20 protein-coding genes are annotated in these 17,370 nt (G+C 70.5%); 8 read left to right on the top strand and 12 right to left on the bottom strand.

Annotation, left to right across the window (positions count from 1 at the left end; all coding sequences use genetic code 11):
* Positions 1 to 3 precede the first annotated feature (3 nt).
* From ABD830_RS03355 to ABD830_RS03345, 3 genes are all read left to right on the top strand, one after another.
* On the top strand, positions 4 to 825 hold the full coding sequence (locus ABD830_RS03355) for a MetQ/NlpA family ABC transporter substrate-binding protein (RefSeq protein ID WP_344984796.1): 822 nt from the start codon (positions 4 to 6) through the stop codon (positions 823 to 825).
* A gap of 112 nt (positions 826 to 937) precedes the next feature.
* A complete protein-coding gene (locus tag ABD830_RS03350) occupies positions 938 to 2,473 on the top strand; it encodes an acyl-CoA synthetase (RefSeq protein WP_344984795.1) in 1,536 nt (511 codons plus the stop codon).
* A 154-nt stretch (positions 2,474 to 2,627) separates the two neighbouring features.
* The gene (locus ABD830_RS03345; RefSeq protein ID WP_344984794.1) at positions 2,628 to 3,866 is read left to right on the top strand and encodes a S1C family serine protease; all 1,239 of its coding nucleotides are present in this window, start codon (positions 2,628 to 2,630) and stop codon (positions 3,864 to 3,866) included.
* Between the two features lie 70 nt (positions 3,867 to 3,936).
* Here the strand turns inward: ABD830_RS03345 and ABD830_RS03340 are convergent, their stop codons facing one another.
* The 9 genes from ABD830_RS03340 to ABD830_RS03300 form a co-directional block, all read right to left on the bottom strand.
* A complete protein-coding gene (locus tag ABD830_RS03340) occupies positions 3,937 to 4,677 on the bottom strand; it encodes an ABC transporter permease (RefSeq protein ID WP_344984793.1) in 741 nt (246 codons plus the stop codon).
* On the bottom strand, positions 4,670 to 5,407 hold the full coding sequence (locus tag ABD830_RS03335; RefSeq protein WP_344987612.1) for an ATP-binding cassette domain-containing protein: 738 nt from the start codon (positions 5,405 to 5,407) through the stop codon (positions 4,670 to 4,672). Before ABD830_RS03335 ends, ABD830_RS03340 begins: the two co-directional genes overlap by 8 nt.
* A 5-nt stretch (positions 5,408 to 5,412) precedes the next feature.
* Positions 5,413 to 5,550 carry a hypothetical protein gene (locus tag ABD830_RS03330; RefSeq protein WP_344984792.1) on the bottom strand — a complete coding sequence of 46 codons (138 nt, stop codon included), beginning with the start codon at positions 5,548 to 5,550 and terminating at the stop codon, positions 5,413 to 5,415.
* The gene (locus tag ABD830_RS03325) at positions 5,547 to 5,870 is read right to left on the bottom strand and encodes a winged helix-turn-helix domain-containing protein (protein WP_344984791.1); all 324 of its coding nucleotides are present in this window, start codon (positions 5,868 to 5,870) and stop codon (positions 5,547 to 5,549) included. Before ABD830_RS03325 ends, ABD830_RS03330 begins: the two co-directional genes overlap by 4 nt.
* Positions 5,867 to 6,490 carry a hypothetical protein gene (locus ABD830_RS03320; RefSeq protein ID WP_344984790.1) on the bottom strand — a complete coding sequence of 208 codons (624 nt, stop codon included), beginning with the start codon at positions 6,488 to 6,490 and terminating at the stop codon, positions 5,867 to 5,869. Before ABD830_RS03320 ends, ABD830_RS03325 begins: the two co-directional genes overlap by 4 nt.
* Before the next feature lie 82 nt (positions 6,491 to 6,572).
* Complete coding sequence (gene cydC / locus ABD830_RS03315) at positions 6,573 to 8,273, bottom strand: thiol reductant ABC exporter subunit CydC (RefSeq protein ID WP_344984789.1); 1,701 nt, start codon at positions 8,271 to 8,273, stop codon at positions 6,573 to 6,575.
* Positions 8,274 to 8,332: 59 nt separating this feature from the next.
* Positions 8,333 to 10,099 (bottom strand): thiol reductant ABC exporter subunit CydD, encoded by a 1,767-nt coding sequence (cydD, locus tag ABD830_RS03310; protein WP_344984788.1) that lies wholly within the window; start codon positions 10,097 to 10,099, stop codon positions 8,333 to 8,335.
* Positions 10,100 to 10,105: 6 nt separating this feature from the next.
* Positions 10,106 to 10,870 (bottom strand): cytochrome d ubiquinol oxidase subunit II, encoded by a 765-nt coding sequence (locus ABD830_RS03305; RefSeq protein ID WP_344984787.1) that lies wholly within the window; start codon positions 10,868 to 10,870, stop codon positions 10,106 to 10,108.
* 11 nt (positions 10,871 to 10,881) lie between these two features.
* Positions 10,882 to 12,051 (bottom strand): cytochrome ubiquinol oxidase subunit I, encoded by a 1,170-nt coding sequence (locus ABD830_RS03300; RefSeq protein ID WP_344984786.1) that lies wholly within the window; start codon positions 12,049 to 12,051, stop codon positions 10,882 to 10,884.
* Between the two features lie 147 nt (positions 12,052 to 12,198).
* On the opposite strand from ABD830_RS03300, the gene ABD830_RS03295 reads away from it, so the two are divergent.
* Positions 12,199 to 12,555 carry a PadR family transcriptional regulator gene (locus ABD830_RS03295; RefSeq protein ID WP_344984785.1) on the top strand — a complete coding sequence of 119 codons (357 nt, stop codon included), beginning with the start codon at positions 12,199 to 12,201 and terminating at the stop codon, positions 12,553 to 12,555.
* On the opposite strand, the gene ABD830_RS03290 is transcribed toward ABD830_RS03295, so the two are convergent.
* Complete coding sequence (locus tag ABD830_RS03290) at positions 12,527 to 13,195, bottom strand: permease prefix domain 1-containing protein (RefSeq protein ID WP_344984784.1); 669 nt, start codon at positions 13,193 to 13,195, stop codon at positions 12,527 to 12,529. The two genes, ABD830_RS03295 and ABD830_RS03290, sit on opposite strands and share 29 nt — an antisense overlap.
* A 106-nt stretch (positions 13,196 to 13,301) precedes the next feature.
* On the opposite strand from ABD830_RS03290, the gene ABD830_RS03285 reads away from it, so the two are divergent.
* Genes ABD830_RS03285 through ABD830_RS03275 form a run of 3 tightly spaced genes read left to right on the top strand, consistent with a single transcriptional unit; the run spans position 13,302 to position 14,423 of the window.
* Complete coding sequence (locus ABD830_RS03285; RefSeq protein WP_344984783.1) at positions 13,302 to 13,655, top strand: VOC family protein; 354 nt, start codon at positions 13,302 to 13,304, stop codon at positions 13,653 to 13,655.
* Complete coding sequence (locus tag ABD830_RS03280) at positions 13,652 to 13,996, top strand: ArsR/SmtB family transcription factor (RefSeq protein WP_344984782.1); 345 nt, start codon at positions 13,652 to 13,654, stop codon at positions 13,994 to 13,996. Before ABD830_RS03285 ends, ABD830_RS03280 begins: the two co-directional genes overlap by 4 nt.
* Positions 13,974 to 14,423 carry an SRPBCC family protein gene (locus ABD830_RS03275; protein WP_344984781.1) on the top strand — a complete coding sequence of 150 codons (450 nt, stop codon included), beginning with the start codon at positions 13,974 to 13,976 and terminating at the stop codon, positions 14,421 to 14,423. The genes ABD830_RS03280 and ABD830_RS03275 overlap by 23 nt, the downstream gene beginning before the upstream one ends.
* Here the strand turns inward: ABD830_RS03275 and ABD830_RS03270 are convergent.
* Positions 14,420 to 15,784 (bottom strand): pentapeptide repeat-containing protein, encoded by a 1,365-nt coding sequence (locus tag ABD830_RS03270; protein ID WP_344984780.1) that lies wholly within the window; start codon positions 15,782 to 15,784, stop codon positions 14,420 to 14,422. The two genes, ABD830_RS03275 and ABD830_RS03270, sit on opposite strands and share 4 nt — an antisense overlap.
* A gap of 396 nt (positions 15,785 to 16,180) precedes the next feature.
* Between ABD830_RS03270 and ABD830_RS03265 the strand changes: the two genes are divergently transcribed.
* A complete protein-coding gene (locus ABD830_RS03265; protein WP_344984779.1) occupies positions 16,181 to 16,546 on the top strand; it encodes a thioredoxin family protein in 366 nt (121 codons plus the stop codon).
* On the opposite strand, the gene ABD830_RS03260 is transcribed toward ABD830_RS03265, so the two are convergent.
* Positions 16,543 to 17,319 (bottom strand): SAM-dependent methyltransferase, encoded by a 777-nt coding sequence (locus tag ABD830_RS03260; RefSeq protein WP_344984778.1) that lies wholly within the window; start codon positions 17,317 to 17,319, stop codon positions 16,543 to 16,545. The genes ABD830_RS03265 and ABD830_RS03260 overlap by 4 nt on opposite strands.
* Positions 17,320 to 17,370 lie beyond the last annotated feature (51 nt).

The following is a 17,370-nucleotide window of genomic DNA, read 5'->3' as shown; positions in this document are numbered from 1 at the left end:
ATCATGAAATTTCGTTATATAGCGGGCGCTGTTGCGCTGGCCTTGTCGCTCGCCGCATGCGGTACGTCGCAGTCCGCGACGAAGACGGCCGAGTCGGCCGACACCGTGCTGAAGGTGGGCGCGAGCCCGGTGCCGCACGCGGAGATCCTCAACTTCGTCAAGCAGAACCTGGCCCCGGCCGCCGGGCTGAAGCTGGAGGTCGTGGAGTTCACCGACTACGTGCAGCCGAACGTGCAGCTTGACGAGGGTCAGTTGAGCGCGAACTTCTTCCAGCACAAGCCGTACCTTGACGACTTCAACGCCTCCAAGGGCACCAAGCTGACCTTCGTCACGCCGGTCCACCTGGAGCCGCTGGGCCTGTACTCCAAGAAGATCACCTCCCTGTCGGCGCTGGCCGGCGGCGCCACCGTGGCCGTCCCCAACGACGCCACCAACCTCGGCCGCGCGCTCAAGCTGCTCGCCGACAACGGCCTGGTCAAGCTCAAGGACGGCGTCGGCACCGCCGCCACCGAGCGCGACGTGGTGGACAACCCGAAGAAGCTGCAGTTCAAGCCGCTCGAGGCGGCTCAGCTCCCGCGCTCGCTCGAGGACGTGGACGCCGCCGTGATCAACGGCAACTACGCCATCGAGGCGGGGCTCAAGCCCGCTTCGCAGGCGCTGGTGCTGGAGAAGACCGAGGGCAACCCGTACGTCAACGGCCTCGTCGTCCAGGCCGGCCACGAGAAGGACGCCAACATCGTCACCCTCGGCAAGCTCCTGCAGGACCCGAAGGTGAAGGACTTTATCAAGCAGAAGTACGAGGGCTCGGTCATCCCTGCGGAGTGACCACGGAATGTCGCCGACCACGCGAAGCCGCGACCTCGATACCGAGGTCGCGGCTTCGCGCTTTCCCGGGTGGGTGGTGGCGTGGCGCCAGTGGGCCGAATAGTGTTCGGTCATGTATCCGGGAGCCATCGCAGCAGTCACCCCAGACAAGCCCGCTGTGATCATGGCGGGCTCCGGACGGATCATCACCTACCGCGAGCTCGACGAGGAGTCGAACCGGCTGGCCCACCTGTTCCGCGCCGCCGGCCTACGCCCGGGCGACCACATCGCCTTCATGCTCCCCAACCACCCGCTCTTCCTGGCGGTCGCCTGGGCGGCGCTGCGCTCCGGCCTGTACTACACGCCGATCAGCTCGCGCCTGCACACCGACGAGCTGGCCTACATCGTGAACAACTGCGGCGCCCGGGCGTTCGTCTCCAGCGCCGACCTGGCCCCCGTGGCCGGCTCGATCGGCGCCGCCGCGCCCGGGGTCGAGGTGCGGCTCATGCTGGACGGGGTGGCCGAGGGCTTCGAGCCGTACGAGGAGGCGGTCGCCGAACAGCCGCCCACCCCGGTCGATGACGAGTGCATGGGCGCGGACATGCTCTACTCGTCGGGCACCACCGGACGGCCGAAGGGCGTCAAGATCCCTTCCACCCACGGTCCGCTCACCGAGCCGGGCACGCTGCTCCATCTCGTCCAGGCGCTCTTCACGCCGTCGGCGGAGAGCGTCTACCTCTCGCCCGCGCCGCTCTACCACGCCGCGCCGCTGCGCTACAGCCTGACGTTCCAGCGGCTCGGGGCCACGGTGGTGGTGATGGAGCGCTTCGACCCCGAGGAGTTCCTGGCGCTGGTGGAGCGGTACGGGGTGACGCACGCGCAGCTCGTGCCGACGATGTTCATCAAGATGCTCAAGCTGCCCGACAAAATTCGTACAAAATATGACCTCTCCTCGCTCCAGTGCGCGATCCACGCCGCCGCCCCCTGCCCCGTCCCCGTCAAGGAGCAGATGATCGACTGGTGGGGCCCGATCATCCACGAGTACTACGCGGGCACCGAGGGCAACGGCTTCCTCTATGTCAACTCCCAGGACTGGCTCCGGCACAAGGGCACGGTCGGCCGCTCGCTGCTCGGCGTCGTGCACGTCTGCGACGAGGACGGCAACGACGTGCCGCCGGGCGTGGACGGCACGGTCTACTTCGAGAACGGCAGCCGGTTCGAGTACCACGGCGACCCGGACAAGACCCGCTCCGCGCAGGACCCCCAGGGCAAGGGCTGGACCACGCTCGGCGACATCGGCCGCCTGGACGACGAGGGCTTCCTCTATCTCACCGACCGCCGCTCGTACATGATCATCTCTGGGGGCGTGAACATCTACCCGCAGGAGGCCGAGAACGTCCTGTCGGTGCACCCGAAGGTGGCGGACGTGGCGGTGTTCGGGGTGCCGGACGAGGAGATGGGGGAGCAGGTCAAGGCCGTCGTGGAGCCGGTGTCCATGGCGGAGGCGGGTCCGGAGCTGGAGGCGGAGCTGATCGCGTACTGCCGCGAGCGTCTGGCACACTACAAGTGCCCGAAATCGGTGGACTTCCGCGAGGCACTGCCGCGTCACCCGACGGGCAAGCTTTACAAGCGCCTGCTCAGAGACGAGTACTGGCCGGTTCGCAAGTAAAAACTTGGCAATCTCGTCCGCTCCCCACCCCGGGTCCCCACCTCGATCGATAAAGCAGCCGTCAACCCTCTCAGAAACCTCAAAGAACCGGCTTAAGCAGCTCTTACGCCAGTCTTGGCACCCTTGAGTCATCGGGACTCGAGGGAGATGACAGATGAACGCGTATGAGCCTCGCGAGCAGGGCACCGGCGGGTGGAGCCAGTTCGGCAACACCCCGCCGGCCCCCGGGGGCTTCCCCCGCAGAGACACACAGATCCTTGGACAGCCGCTTCCTCCGCCCCCGCCACCGAAGAAGCCCGGCCTGTCCTCCATGGGGCGCAGGGCCATCGCGGGCCTCGCGCTCGCGGCCGCGGCCATCGGCGGCGGCGTCGTGGGGGCCGTCGTCGCCAACGCGTTCCAGCCCGAGCCGCTCGCCAGCAGCGCCACGCCGAGCCCGGTCTTCAAGTCCGCCTCCAACCAGCTCACCATCGCGCAGGTGGCCGCCAAGGTGCAGCCCAGCGTCGTGATGATCCAGGGTCAGAGCGGCGAGGGCTCCGGCGTCGTGCTCTCCGAGGACGGGCTCATCCTCACCAACAACCACGTGGTCGAGGGCGCCAACCAGGGCGGCAGCGGGCAGATGACCGTCAAGTTCAACGACGGCAAGACCGCCAAGGTCACCGTCGTCGGCACCGACCCCACCACCGACCTCGCCGTCGTCAAGGCGGAGGGCGTGTCGGGGCTGACCAAGGCCACGCTCGGCGACAGCGACATCGTCAAGGTCGGCGACCCCGTACTGGCCATCGGAAGCCCGCTCGGCCTCGACGGATCCGTCACCGCCGGCATCGTCAGCGCACTCGACCGCACGCTCACCGTCGGCGGCGAGCAGCGCCAGCAGATCCCGCCCGGCTGGGGTCAGGAGCAGCAGAGCCAGGGGAGCGGGACGACCACGATCGGCGGCGCCATCCAGACCGACGCCTCCATCAACCCCGGCAACTCCGGCGGCGCGCTCGTGAACGCCGCGGGCGAGCTGATCGGCATCAACACCGCCATCGCCTCGGACGCCGCGGGCGGTGGCGTCGGCTTCGCCATCCCGGTCAACACCGCCAAGCAGGTCTCCGAGCAGCTCATCAGCGACGGCAAGGTCAGCCACGCCTTCCTCGGCGTGAGCGTCACCGACGCGACGGGCGACGTGCCGGGCGCCCTCATCAGGCAGGTCACCGAGGGAAGCCCGGCGGCGAAGGCAGGACTGCAGCAGGGCGACCTGATCACAAAGATCGGTGGCAAGGTGGTTGACGGCGGCGATACTGTAGTTGGGCAGGTCAGAGGTTTCAAACCGGGCCAACAGGTCAAGATCACATACATGAGGGACGGCAAGACCAGCGATGTCACCGTGACCCTCGAAGAGAAGAAATAACAGGACCCCCTCCCGGACGGGTGTGCCGTCGAGATCGCTGCGGACTCGGCGGCACACCCCCCCATTTCTCTCAGGAGAAGCGCCGGCCCTCGTCGCGCCGGTAGGCCCAGCCCGCCGCCAGCGCCAGAGCGACGGTCCACACGGCCAGCATGACGAGGGCGACCGGGTTGGGCCTGAGGCCTGCGGTCGCCGCCCAGAGCAGCTCGGCCGCCCCTCTGGCCGGGGTGAACGGGGAGACGGTCTCGATGAAGCCGGGCAGCACCGCGGGCGGCAGCAGCAGCCCGCCGATCACCGCCAGCGGGAAGAACATGATCTGCGACACCGCGATCGCGCCCTTCGAGCTCATCAGGAAGCCGATCAGCAGACCCATCAGCATGAACGGGATCCCGCCCACGACCAGCGCCATCAGCCCGAGCAGCAGCCGGACCGGCGTGATCGTGGCCTCCGTGAAGAACGCCGCCAACAGCAGCACGGGGATCACCGAGACCAGCATGACGGCCACCGTGGTGAGGATCCGCCCGGCGAAGCGGGGGAACGGGCCGGCGGGGAGCGTGCGCAGGTACGGGTTCCAGGGCTGCTCGCGGTCCTGGGCGACGCTGATGGCGAGCCCGATCAGCGCGCCGGACATCGCGCCGAAGAACATCAGCGACGCCGTCGCCGTCGTGGCGGCCTGGGGATCGCCGCCCGCGAACGGCACCACGAACGCCAGCAGCGAAACGGCCGGGAAGAACGCGCTGGCCAGGATGCTGATCGGCACCCTGATCTGCTCCAGCATGAGGTAGCGGGTGTGCGCGAGGACCAGGCTAGGCATGCGCGGACTCCTTCGAGGTGATGGTGAGGAAGGCCTCCTCCAGGGTGGTCGGCCTGATCTCGAGCCCGGAGAACGGCGTGCCGCTCCGCACCAGCTCGACGACCAGCCGGTCGGGGTCGGTGGTCATCAGGTGGATCCGGCCGTCCTCGCGTTCGGAGCCGATCACCCCGGGCAGCTCGGGCAGGTCCGCCGCGACGAGCGAGACGCGCCGCACGCCCACGATGTCGCGTACGGCCCGCACGGTGTCGTCGGCCAGCACGCGGCCGTGGCCCACCACCACGACCCGCTCGGCCAGGGCCTCGATCTCCTCCAGGTAGTGGCTGGTGAGCAGGACGGTGCCGCCGCCCTCGTGGAAGGCCCTGACGCCGTCCCACAGCGAACGCCTGGCCTCGACGTCCAGGCCGGTCGTGGGCTCGTCCAGGAAGACCAGCTTCGGGTCACCCGCGAACGCCAGCGCCACGGCCAGCCGCCGCTTCTGCCCGCCGGACAGGCCACCGATCTGCCGCTTGGCCAGATCGTCGAGGCCGAAGCGGGACAGCAGCTCCCCCTTTTCCGCCTTTTTCGGGAAATGCGAGGATACGAAGTCGACGATCTCGTGGACCCGTAACGACTCCGGCAGCCCGGTCTCCTGCGGGGTCACGCCGATGCCGCGCCGCATCGCCGGGTTCTGCGGGGAGCCGCCGAACAGCTCGACCGTGCCGGACGTCGGGCGGCGCAGCCCCACGAACAGGTTGATCAGGGTGGACTTGCCCGCGCCGTTCGGGCCGAGCAGCCGACCAGTTCGCCCGCTTTGATGTCGAGGGAGAGCCGATCGAGCGCGAGCACGTCGCCGTAGCGGCGGCTGACCTCGATCGCCCTGGCGAGGACCGTCATGACATTCCTCCTGCGTTGCCGAGCAAGGCGCGAATCGCCTTGGTGTAGTCCTCGAAGGCCAGCCGCCCGCGCTTGGTGAGCGCCACGTACGTGACGGGTGTGCGGCCCTTGTGCGTCTTGGTGATCTGGACGTATCCGGCGTCCTCCAGCTTGCTGAGGTGCACCGACAGGTTGCCCGCGGTCATGCCGAGCAGGTCCTTCAGCGCCGGGAACGCCATCTCGTCCCCCTCGCCGAGCATGTTCAGCGCGGCGACCACCCGGAGCCGGGCCTGCGCGTGGATCACCGGGTCGAGCTCGGGCGGCGCCTGGTCCGCGCTCACCGGCGGCGCCTCAGCCACAGGCCCGCGACGATGAAGCCGCCTCCCAGCAGCACGGCCGTCAGCAGCGCGTGCCAGCCGGCGCCGAGCAGCACGCCCAGGGCGTCGACGGCGGCGACCCAGACGCCGATGAAGAACATCGGCCAGTAGAGCCAGATCGAGCCCCCGGCCATCTGCAGGACCGCGACGATCATGAGCGACGCGCCTCCCCAGACGAGGCCGCTCTCATCGGGAGGCAGGAGGGGGCTCAGCCTCATGCAGATGACCCACACGAGCGCCATGCCGGCGAACCACGCGTACCCGTACATCGTGCCTCTGGCCGTGTGGTCGCCGCGGACTCCCCGGTTCATCCGCACGAACCCGAACGCGGCCACCGCCCCGGCCACGAGCTGCGCGCTCATCAGCACCGCCAGCGCCTGCGTCTGGGAGATCGGCGCGTACGGATGGCCGTCCAGGCCGTAGTGCAGGAAAAGCGCGGTGAAGCCGAGCAACCAGGCGACGCCCCAGGGGACGTAGAGCAGGAGCGGGTCGCCGTACAGCCGCCGCGCGGTGGCGACGCGCTGCTCCTCGATGACACGCAGCATCTCCTCGGGACTCGCCACGTCCTCGTCGTCGCTCGACATCGCAAACCTCTCGCTCCCTCAAACTGGTTTGTACTTTAAACCAGATTGCCGCGCCAACCTAATCCGCCTTTCGGGCAGGGACTCAGCGCCTGGTCAGGACCTCGGACTCCCACAGATCGCGGTAGTAACCGGGCACGGCGACGAGCTCGTCATGCCGCCCTCTCTGGATGACCCGGCCCTCCTCGAGCACGACGACCTCGTCCACGCTCTCCAGCCCTCTCAGCCGGTGTGTGACCAGGAGCGTGGTGCGGTCCCTGGTGACGTCGAGCAGGTCGCCCATCAGCCGGTCGGCCGTCTCCTCGTCGAGCGCCTCGGCGGGCTCGTCGAGCAGCAGCACGGGCGGGTCGTACAGCAGCGCCCTGGCCAGCGCCAGCCGCTGCAACTGGCCGCCGGACACGGTCCTGCCGTCCTCGCCCAGCTCCGCGTCCCACCCGGTCCGCTCGACCCATCCGTCGAGCCTGGCATCCCGTACGGCGCGCTCCAGCGCCTCGTCGCCGGCCTCGGGGCCCGCGAGGCGCAGGTTGTCGCGGAGGGTGGTGCGGAAGATGTACGGGTCCTGGGTGAGCCCGGTCATGAGCGTCCGCACGTCGTCACCCGCGAGATCGCGTACGTCGACATCGTTGACGCGGATGCTGCCCGACTCGGGCTCGACCAGCCGCATCAGCGCGGCCAGCAACGTGCTCTTCCCCGCGCCGCTGGGACCGACGATCGCGACCCGCTTGCCGGGGGTGAGCGTCAACGACACCCCGTCCAGCGCGGGCCGCACCCCTGGGCCTGTTTCCGCGGCAGGGGCGGGGTGGCGGACCACGAGGTCGTCGATCTTGATGGTCAGCGGGGACGCGGGCAGCGGCGCGGGCACCGGGGGCTCCGTGACGGCCGGGGCGGCGGAGCGGACCTCGCGCAGGCGCCGGAGCGCGGCCGTGATCCCCGCCAGGCGCTCGCCCGCCGCGGCCAGCGGCAGCACCGGCTCGAACGACACCAGAGCGGTCAGCGCGAGCACGGCCGTCGCGACCGAATCGGCGCCCGCCCCCTGGGCGAGCAGGACGATGGCCGCCACCGTCAGCCCCTGCACCAGCGTGCCTCCGGCGAGGGCGGCGGCGTGGACGCGGGCCTGGCGGTGCTCGAGCGCGGCCAGGGACTCGTCGGCGTCCAGCGCCTTGGCCAGCGCCTCGTCGTCGGCACCGTAGGCGGCCAGGTCGGCGGAGCCGTGCACCAGGTCCGCCACCCGGCCCGCCAGGGCCGCCCTGGCGGGCGCGATCCTGGCCGACCAGCGGCGGGCGGCGGCGGCCGTACCGGCGGGCAGCGCCACCCCGGCCAGCACCAGCCCGGCCACCAGCACCAGCGCCGTCACCGGCAGCACGGTCAGCCCGATGACCACGGCCGCCAGCCCCGCGGCGGCGGCCGCGGCGGCGGGGAGCAGGCAGCGTACGAGCAGGTCCTGTACGGCCTCGGTGTCGTCCACCATGCGGCTGAGCAGATCGGCGCCGCCGTGCCTGGGCTGCTGGGGCGGGATGAGGGCCTGGTAGAGGCGTTCGCGGGTGCCTGCCTGAGCGCGGAGCGCGACGTCGTGGCCGGTGAGGCGCTCGGCGTAGCGGAAGACGCCCTTGCTGGTGGCGAACGCCCTGGTCGCCACGATCGCCACGCTCAGGGCGGCGAGTGACGGCTGCTGCGCGGCCCGGGTGATCAGCCACGCGGCGGCGGCGATGAGCCCGAGCCCGGCCAGATCGGCCGCCGCCCCGGCCAGCACGGCCCAGACCAGCCGCACTCCCATGCGCCGGTTCACCGTGCGCTCCCTTCGGCCCACCGGATGCGCCGGTTCATGGCTCGCATGTTCGTGCTGGTTCATTGTCCGCTTCCCTCGCCCGGCCACACCACTGTCACCTCATCACGCGCCCGGTGAGCGCGCGGGCCGGTCTCCGGCGCACCTCCCGAGGCGACACCACCCCCTTCCGCCGAGCGGGTGGTGTCGGAGACGACCCGGCCCTCGTGGATGCGGATGACGCGGTCGGCGAGGTCGATCATGGCGGGCCGGTGGGCGACGATGACGGCCGTACGGTCCTGGGCCAGGTCCGAGGTGGCCGCCACCACGGCCGCCTCGCTCCGCCCGTCCAGGCGCGCCGTGGGCTCGTCGAGCAGCAGCACCGAGGCATGGGGACGGCAGAAGGCCCGCGCGAGCGCGATCCGCTGCCGCTGACCCGCCGAGAAGTTGGTCCCGCGCTCGCCCACCACCGTGTCGAACCCCTGCGGCAGCCCGTCCACGAAGTCGGCGTGCGCGGCGGCGGCCGCCCTCCGGACCTCGTCCAGGGTGGCCGAGGGAGCCCCGAGCCGGATGTTGCCCGCCACCGACGTGGCGAACAGGTGCGGCCGCTGCGCCACGAACGCCAGCCGCGCCCGCCAGCTCCCCAGGTCCAGCTCGCTCAGGTCCGTCCCGTCGACGAGGACCCGGCCCTCCGACGGCTGGATGAAGCCGAGGATGAGGTGGAGCAGCGTGCTCTTGCCGCCGCCGCTCTCGCCGACCAGCGCCACCCGTTCGCGTGGGCCGATGGTGAGCGAGACGTTCTCCAGCGCGGCGCCGTCCCGGCCGGGGTAGCGGACGGTCACGTTCTCGAGGCGGATCTCAGGCGCGCCGCCCGACGCCGCCGGGGCGGGCCGCCGCACCGGATCGGCCGGCTCCGAGCCGGGTCCGTCGAGTACGGCGAAGGCCGCGTCGGCGGCGGCGACCCCCTCCATCGAGGCGTGGAAGCGCGTCCCCATCGCCCGCAGCGGCAGGTACGCCTCCGGCGCCAGCAGCAGCACCAGCAGCGCCGTCGTCAGATCCAGCGACCCTCCGAGCAGCCGCAGCCCGATCGGCACCGCCACCAGCGCCAGCGACAGCGACGCGCACAGCTCCAGCACCAGCGACGACAGGAACGCCACCCGCAAGGTCCGCATCGTGGTGCTCCGGTGCGCGTCCGCGACCTGCTGGATGACGCCCGCCTGGTACCGGGCACGCCCGAAGGCCCGCAGGGTGGGCAGTCCGCGCACCACGTCCAGGAAGTGGCCGCCGAGCCGTGACAGGGCCAGGAACTGGCGCTCGGTGACGGCCTTGGTGGTCATGCCCACCAGTGCGCCGAAGATCGGGATCAGGGGGAGCGTGACCAGGACGATGACCGCGCTCGCCAGGTCGGCGGCGAACAGCCGTACCAGCACCGCGAGCGGCACCACCCCGGCCACCGCGATCGACGGCAGGTAGCCGGTGAGGTACGCGTCGAGCCGGTCCAGGCCGCGCCCGGCGAGCGTGACCAGCTCGCCCGAGCGGTGGGCGGTGAGCCGCCCGGGCCCGAGGTCCCGCAGGCGGCCCAGCAGCCGGTGGCGCAGCGCCGACTTCACGCCGGTCGCGGTGCGCCCCGCGAAGACGCCCTGCGTCCAGGTGAGCAGCGCCCGCATGCCCACCACCGCCGCCAGCCCCGCCAGGGCGGCGGCGGTGAACCTGCCGGACAGCACCCCGGCCAGCAACTCGGCCTGCACCAGGACGAGCAGCCCCGCGAGCACCGCCGCGACCATGGTCACGGCCAGATGGCGGCGTACCGACCGCTCGGCCCGCATGAGCCGGAGGAGATCCTTATGCACGTGCCCTCAGAAGAACGATGGGAGCCGGAAAGCGTCCTTCCCTGGGCGGAAAGTGCGCCATACCCATATTTGCGCGCCCAGCACGATGGGCGCGAACGGTAGCACCATGACACTGAGCACATTCAACGTAGCCGGGGGCGCGCTGTGGTCCAGCAGGTACGGCATCGCGCCCACGAGCATCCCCAGCGCCGGGACCGCCGCCACGAGCGCCGACACCGCCAGGGCACGCCCCGACCTGGACGCCCCGAAGGTCCCGGGCGTCCGCCAGGCCAGGAACGTCCACCCGTGGAAGGCGAACAGCAGCGTCACGACGGCTCCCAGCATGATCCCCACCGGATGCACGACCGGCGTCTCGAACCCCGTGGCCGCCGCGTGGATCGCCATGCCCCATCCGAAGGACAGCCCGAGCGACCCGAACGCGATCATCGCGTCCCAGAACCCGCGCCACCTGGCCCCGTCCAGCCGGCGCCTGAACCACAGCCCCGCGTCCCGTACGACCCAGCTCAGCAGCATGGCCACCACCAGCGGGTACAGCTTGAACAGCACCTCGCCCTCGAGCAGCGGATAGACCCCGAACAGCGCCCCGGCGACCGCCACCAGCCACACCTCGTTGGCCAGCACGAACGGCGCGATCGCGGCCACCATGCGGTCGCGGCTCTCACGCGTCCTGCCCAGCAGCGGCAGCAGCAGCCCCACCCCCAGGTCGAACCCCTCAAGGGCGAAGTATCCGGCCAGCAGGATCGCGAAGAGGATGAACCAGATCATTTCCATGTCAGCACTCCTCAGTAGCTCAGTGCGGGGGAGCGGGACTCAGTGGCGGGAACGGCGCCGAGGTCGAGGTCGCGCGGCCCGCGCCGGATGATCCTGGCGATGAGCACGTAGTCGACGACCGCCAGCAGACCCAGCACGCCGGCGAACCCGACGAGCGAGCCCGTGATCATGCCCTGGGTCAGTCCGGGGGACATGGCGTCGGCCACGGTGAGCTTCCCCCAGATCATCCACGGCTGCCGCCCCACCTCGCGCGCCAGCCAGCCCATGATCGCCAGGATGAACGGCAGCGGCGTCATCAGCATGAGCAGCGGATGCGTCCAGCGCCACCGGTGCAGCACGCCGACCATCGGCAGCAGCACGAACAGCATGACCAGCGCGAGCAGCTGGCCGAACTCGATCATGAACCCGAGCGGGATCGCCGCGCCCGGGTTCCCGTCGAACTTCCCCTCCTGGACCCCGGCGAACTGCGCGTACCCGAACCCGATCGTGAGGAAGATGCCGAGGGCCGCGGCGACCACGCCGGTCCGCAGCGATCTGGTGAAGAACTCCACATGCTCGGTGCGGCGGCGCAGCTGGTACGCGCTCGCGCCCACCAGCACCATGGCCCCCGTGAACAGGCCCGCCCCGATGACGTGCGGGAAGGAGAAGATCAGCGCCTTGTTCGTGAGCAGGGCGCCGACGTCCACCAGCTCCAGGCGGCCCCCGCGGGCGACGGAGCCGGCCGGGTTCTGCAGGAACGAGTTGGCGACCATGATGGAGAACGCGCTCGCGTACGCCGTCAGCGTGACGAGCCAGATGCACGCCAGGTGCAGCCACCGGGGCAGCCGCCCCCAGCCGAAGATCCACAGGCCCAGGAAGGTGGACTCCAGGAAGAAGGCGACCAGCGTCTCCATGGCCAGCGGCGCGCCGAACACGTCGCCCGCGTAGTGGGACAGACCACTCCACGACAGACCGAACTGGAACTCCATCACCAGCCCGGTCACGATGCCCAGCGCGTAGTTGACGACGTAGACCTGCCCCCAGAAGCGGGTCATCGCCCCGTGCACCGGTTTGCGGGAGAGCGCCCAGCGCGTGTTCATGATCGCCACCAGCGGCGCCAGGCCCAGCGTGAGCACGACGAACAGGAAGTGGAGGCTGCCCGTCACCGCGAACTGCGTACGTGCCAGTTCGAGTACATCCATCACGACTCCGTGAGTTGTTATGCCTACCTACATATAGACAGCCTACATGTAGACTGTCTACATGAGCGCACGCCTTCGTACTCCGGCCGGATCCCTGAGGGATGAGAGGGAGGACGCACCCTCGGAGCGGCACCTAGGATCGAAGTCATGAATCCGGACGCGCTGCGCGGGCACATGGACGCGCTCCTGCTCTCCGTCCTGGAGCGGGAGCCGCTGCACGGCTACGCCATCATCGAGGCGCTGCTGGAGCGCAGCGGAGGCGCGCTGAACGTGCCCACCGGCACCGTTTACCCCGCCCTGCGCAGGCTGGAGCGGATCGGCTACCTGTCCAGCGAGTGGGCGACCGTGGGCGGGCGCAAGCGCCGCACCTACCGGCTGACGGACTCGGGCAGGAAGCGGCTGGAAGGCGAGCGCTCGGCGTGGCACGAGTTCGCCACCGTGATCGGCGGCGTGCTGCGCCCCGAGGCCGCCGAGGTCAGCCCCGTACGAGCCGCGGACGGCTGACGCGCAGGCAGCGCGTGGCGCCGTAGATCTGCAGGCCCCAGAAGGCCGACGTCACCACGTTGGCGAGCATGGAGGGCAGGACGTCCACCTGGCTCGCGCCCTTCGCGCCCACGGTCAGCGCCACGCTCAGGATCCCGGTGACCGGCAGCATGGCCCAGACGAGCACGCCCAGCGACCTGGTCACCAGCCGCGGCCGGCGGATCCAGCGGGCGCCCCGGCTCAGGGCGAACAGTGCGAGCCCGCCGTACAGCCCGACGCAGAGCTGGAGCACGTCGAGCAGCCGCGAGACGGGCCCGTACCAGACGGGCGCGTGCCGCCAGGCCAGCTCGTTGCCGGGATAGACACGCCAGATCACCGACCACATCAGCGCGGTCATCGGCACGCTGATGAAGAGCAGGAAGCCCAGCCGGCGCCCCGCCGAGGCGGTCAGCTCGGCCTGGTAGCCGGGCGCGACCTCGGTGACCTCCCCGAACTCCGCCACCGCGACCCGCTCCGCCTCCACCCGGTCCAGCCCCTCGGCCTCCAGCGCGTCGGCGGTGTCGGTCAGGCTGTCGCGCGCCTCGACGACCAGGTCGCGCTTGGCCCCGTGCGGACCGGCCAGGGTGCGGTCGAGCTCTGCCACATAGTCGTCGATGAGCATGAGACCCAGTCTACGGAGAGCGATCTCGGGGGCCCATAGGGGAAGTCCCCGATATCTGCCGCGGGCGGCTTGATATGTAGGAAAAATCCTACGTATAGTGTTCGACATGCCGATATCTCAGATCCTCACCGTCACCGTGCCCGTCGCCGACCAGGAGAGAGCGCTGGCCTTCTACGCGGGCGTGCTCGAGTTCGAGGTACGCACCGACAACCCCTTCCCGATGGGCCGCTGGCTCACCGTCGCCCCCAAGGAGGCCGGGACCACGCTGCTGCTGGCCTCCTGGTTCCCCGGTATGGCGCCGATCGGCGGCCTGGTGGTGGCCGCGCCCGACCTCGACGCGCTGGCCGCGCGGCTGCGCGAGCACGAGGTCGCCTTCGAGGGGCCGAGCGACGAGCCGTGGGGCCGGCAACTGCTGTTCCACGACCCGTTCGGCAACGGGTTCGTGGTCAGCCAGGCATGACCGCGGACCACGTGTTCGCCGCGCTGGCCAGCCCGGCCAGGCGGGAGCTGCTGCGCCTGCTGCTCGACGAGGGCGCCCAGCCCGCCGGGCGGCTGGCCGAGCGGTTCGACATGAGCAGGCCCAGCGTGTCGGAGCATCTCAAGGTGCTCAGGGACGCGGGGCTGGTCGCCGAGACCCGCAGCGGGCGGGAACGGCACTACCGGCTGGAGGCGGCGCCGCTCATGGAGATCCGCGACTGGCTGACCCCGTACGAACGGTTCTGGCGGGAGAAGCTCGCCGACCTCACGACCCTGCTCGACGAGATGGAAGACGACGACCATGCCCCACGACAGGACAGCTGAAGACCTGCGCGCGATCAGGCTCGACCAGTTCGTCGCGCACCCGCCCGCGAAGGTGTGGCGGGCGCTCACCGAGCCCGAGCTGCTGGCCCGCTGGCTCATGCCCAACGACTTCAAGCCGGAGGTGGGGCACCGGTTCACGTTCACGACCGAGCCCAAACCCCAGGTGGGCTTCGACGGCACCGTCCACTGCGAGGTGCTGGAGCTGGAGCCGGAGAAGCTGCTGAAGATCAGTTGGAGCGACCGCAAGAAGGCCGACTGGACGGTCACCTGGCGGCTGGAGTCCGAGGGCAAGGGCACCAGGCTCTTCCTCGACCACGAGGGTTTCGACCCGGACGACGAGGTGCAGCAGCTCTCCCGCCGGATCATGGGCGGCGGCTGGCGCTCGCACGTCTTCCGCGCCATCGCCGCACTCCTCGACGAGCTCTAGGGATGCACGGCCGGCTGGGGCGGCTCGGCCTGGCGTTCGGCGTGTGAGGTCGAGGTCCACAGCACGGCGGCCGCGACGAGCGTCAGCAGCATCGCGAACCAGCCCGCCGCCCGCCCCATGCGCAGGCCGTACCCGCACACGAGCCAGGAGACCGACAGCCACCAGCGGTGATCGGCCTGGCGGCGCATCTCCATGGCCGCGAACGCGAAGTCGGTCGAGGTGGCGCTGTCGCTGGGCCGCAGCCCCGCGTAGAGCGCGGCCAGCCCGTCGGGCGTCGCGCCGGGGTCGCCCGCCGCCGCCCAGCCGCGCATGGTGTGCTCGTCCGCCAGCGCCCGGCGGCGGGAGAACCAGCGCAGCATCGGCCAGCGCAGGCTCACCCGCACGCCGCGCGGCGTGAGCGCGAACGTGCAGTCCTTGACCCGCACTCCCGAGGGATGCGCCAGGCCGGCGAACCTGCACGCCGACAGGTCCAGCCCGAACAGCGCCAGGTTGGCCGCATCCACCAGCCGCAGCGACGACAGCATGGACCTGCCCCGGCCGGTCACGGTGGCGGGCCCGCGCAGCACCGCGCCTTCGAGGTCGGCCTGCGAGTCGGTCAGCCGCAGCGTCGTCGAGCCGGCCACCTCGACGCCGCGCAGGTCCACGCCGCACCGCGCCACCGCCACGTCCAGCAGCCCGTCGGCGCGGGCCCTGGCCACCGACAGCCGGCCGGTGGCCGAGAGGTACGCGTCGGCGGCGAAGTGCGCGCCCTCGAACCCGGCGTGCCCGCTGACCTTGCGGAAGGACACGGTACGGCCGAAACGCGCCCCCCTGAACGTGGCCCCGTCGCCCAGCCTGGCGCCGTCGAAGGTGGCGTACCCGTCGAACCTGGCCCGCTCGCACGACAGCCCGTGGCCGAAGACGGCCTGGCTGAACAGCGCGTCCCGGGACATCACGGCCCGGTCGAGCGAGACGTGCCCGCGCACGGCGACGCCGTGGAAGGAGAGCTCGCGGGTGAACCTGGCGCCCGCCAGCGACACGTTGCCCTCGAAGCGGGCGCCGAAGAACGAGGCCAGCCGCTCGAACCTGGCTCCGTCCAGCGACACGTCGCCCATGAACGTCACGCCCGCGAACCGCACGTCGCCGGTGAACCTGACCCGGTCGAGCCGGGCCCTGCCCGGCCTGGCGCCGGCGGCCTCGAGGACTCTGGACAGCAGCTCGCTGTTGACCGTTGTGCCGCGCAGGTCGAGCAGGCGACCGGGAACCATCTCGTCAAGGACCTCGGAGAGCTGGTCAGGAGTGAGGTGGGCGAAGCAGAAGCCGGTCGGACGGCTAGCGATTCCGGTGCAGGCAGCCGAATACGCGCAGGTGACCCAGTCCATGCCCTGGTTCATACCCGCGGGACGCCGATGTCAAGGTTCGAGGTTTTGACGTTCTATTCAGGGATCGGCCGTAATTGAAGAGGATTCGATGGACGGTTGTTTTCGGACGAGACCATTCACGACCGTGGCGCCTGTCAGGCTGATCCCGTCGAGCCGGCCTGTCGGAGTAGAGTGGCGAACGTCACAACACCTGCCGAACCGGTGGGGTCCTCCGGCATCGCGCCGGCCACCAGGTTGCCGCTGCGGGTCCCCAGCCGGCCGCAGGGCCCCGTCCCGACGTTCTCCGGCCATCCCTGCCACGTGGCGGAGTTCGCGTGGCATAGTCAGTGGAATGCCCGGGAGCGGGTAGGGGTTCATACCGATGGAAAATTATCAGCGACGAACGAGGAGCCACTTGTGGCGACCATCGAAGTAACCGAGAAGAACTTCAACGACATCGCCGACAAGGGGATCGTGCTGCTCGACTTCTGGGCGGAGTGGTGCCCGCCGTGCAAGAAGTTCGGCCCGATTTTCGAGCAGGCTTCCGACAAGCACGACGACATCACGTTCGGCAAGATTGACACGGACGCCGAGCAGGGGCTGGCACAGGGTTTCGACATCACCTCGATCCCCACCCTCATGGCGATCCGCGACGGCATCGTGGTCTTCGCCCAGGCCGGCGCCATCCCGGCGCCCGCGCTGGAAGACCTGGTCCGGCAGGTCCGGGCGCTCGACATGGACGCCATCAGGGCCGAGCTCGCGGAGGAGCTCAAGCAGAACTAGGCGTTGTCCGGTTTGCGGCCTACTCCGACGTACCCGAACGTGATCCCGTTGCCCGGCGCGTCCGGGTCGTCGGGACGCCAGCCGTTCGGGTACGTCAACCCGGGCGCCTCCAGCTCGTAGCCGTCGAAGAAGCGCAGGATCTCCTGGCGGGTCCTGAGGCTGAGCGCGGCCGTGGCCCTGCGGTAGATCTCGATGGCCTGCGGGGTGGTGTCCGGCGTGGCGTCGACGGCGTGGCTGATCACCAGCCGGCTGCCGGGCACGCTCACCTTGCGCACCTTCGCCACCAGGTCGTACGCGAAGTCGTCCGGGATGAAGTGCAGGATGGCCAGCATCAGGAACGCCACCGGCCGGTCGAAGTCCACCAGGCCGCCCAGCTTGTCCAGCAGCGCGTCCGTCTCGCGCACGTCGGCCTGCAGCACGTCCACATCGTCGGTCCTGGCCAGCAGGGCCCTGCCGTGCGCGCAGACCACGGGGTCGTTGTCCACGTAGACGACGCGCGCCTCCGGGGCGATCTCGTGCGTGTTCCCCTGGGTCGGCAGCCCCGCGCCGAGGTCCACGATCTGCCGCACCCCCGACTCGACCAGGTGCCGCACCGCGCGGCGCAGGTACGCCCTGTTCGCGCGGGCGCCCTCCTTGGTGTGGGGGAACGTCTCCAGGATCTGCTCGGCGGCAGCCCGGTCGACCGCGAAATTGTCCTTGCCGTCGAGGTAATAGTCGTACATACGCGCGACGTTGGGGACATTGGGGTCCACCCCTTCGGGGGCACTGTCCACGGTTACTCCCGAAATTTCGCCCTCTTTCCGGGCGATCATATCCGCGGAACC

Source organism: Nonomuraea helvata (genome assembly GCF_039535785.1).
In the GTDB taxonomy this organism is placed as follows: Bacteria; Actinomycetota; Actinomycetes; order Streptosporangiales; family Streptosporangiaceae; genus Nonomuraea; species Nonomuraea helvata.
The sequence above is the reverse complement of the archived record's forward strand: the minus strand, read 5'-3'. Positions and strand labels throughout refer to the sequence as shown.

Bases quoted from the DNA above. Each gene is read 5' to 3' on its own strand.
- ABD830_RS03355 (WP_344984796.1), top strand. From the start codon at position 4: ATGAAATTTCGTTATATAGCGGGCGCTGTTGCGCTGGCCTTGTCGCTC.
- ABD830_RS03350 (WP_344984795.1), top strand. From the start codon at position 938: ATGTATCCGGGAGCCATCGCAGCAGTCACCCCAGACAAGCCCGCTGTG.
- ABD830_RS03345 (WP_344984794.1), top strand. From the start codon at position 2,628: ATGAACGCGTATGAGCCTCGCGAGCAGGGCACCGGCGGGTGGAGCCAG.
- ABD830_RS03340 (WP_344984793.1), bottom strand. From the start codon at position 4,677: ATGCCTAGCCTGGTCCTCGCGCACACCCGCTACCTCATGCTGGAGCAG.
- ABD830_RS03330 (WP_344984792.1), bottom strand. From the start codon at position 5,550: ATGACGGTCCTCGCCAGGGCGATCGAGGTCAGCCGCCGCTACGGCGAC.
- ABD830_RS03320 (WP_344984790.1), bottom strand. From the start codon at position 6,490: ATGTCGAGCGACGACGAGGACGTGGCGAGTCCCGAGGAGATGCTGCGT.
- ABD830_RS03305 (WP_344984787.1), bottom strand. From the start codon at position 10,870: ATGGAAATGATCTGGTTCATCCTCTTCGCGATCCTGCTGGCCGGATAC.
- ABD830_RS03300 (WP_344984786.1), bottom strand. From the start codon at position 12,051: ATGGATGTACTCGAACTGGCACGTACGCAGTTCGCGGTGACGGGCAGC.
- ABD830_RS03295 (WP_344984785.1), top strand. From the start codon at position 12,199: ATGAATCCGGACGCGCTGCGCGGGCACATGGACGCGCTCCTGCTCTCC.
- ABD830_RS03290 (WP_344984784.1), bottom strand. From the start codon at position 13,195: ATGCTCATCGACGACTATGTGGCAGAGCTCGACCGCACCCTGGCCGGT.
- ABD830_RS03285 (WP_344984783.1), top strand. From the start codon at position 13,302: ATGCCGATATCTCAGATCCTCACCGTCACCGTGCCCGTCGCCGACCAG.
- ABD830_RS03280 (WP_344984782.1), top strand. From the start codon at position 13,652: ATGACCGCGGACCACGTGTTCGCCGCGCTGGCCAGCCCGGCCAGGCGG.
- ABD830_RS03275 (WP_344984781.1), top strand. From the start codon at position 13,974: ATGCCCCACGACAGGACAGCTGAAGACCTGCGCGCGATCAGGCTCGAC.
- ABD830_RS03270 (WP_344984780.1), bottom strand. From the start codon at position 15,784: ATGGACTGGGTCACCTGCGCGTATTCGGCTGCCTGCACCGGAATCGCT.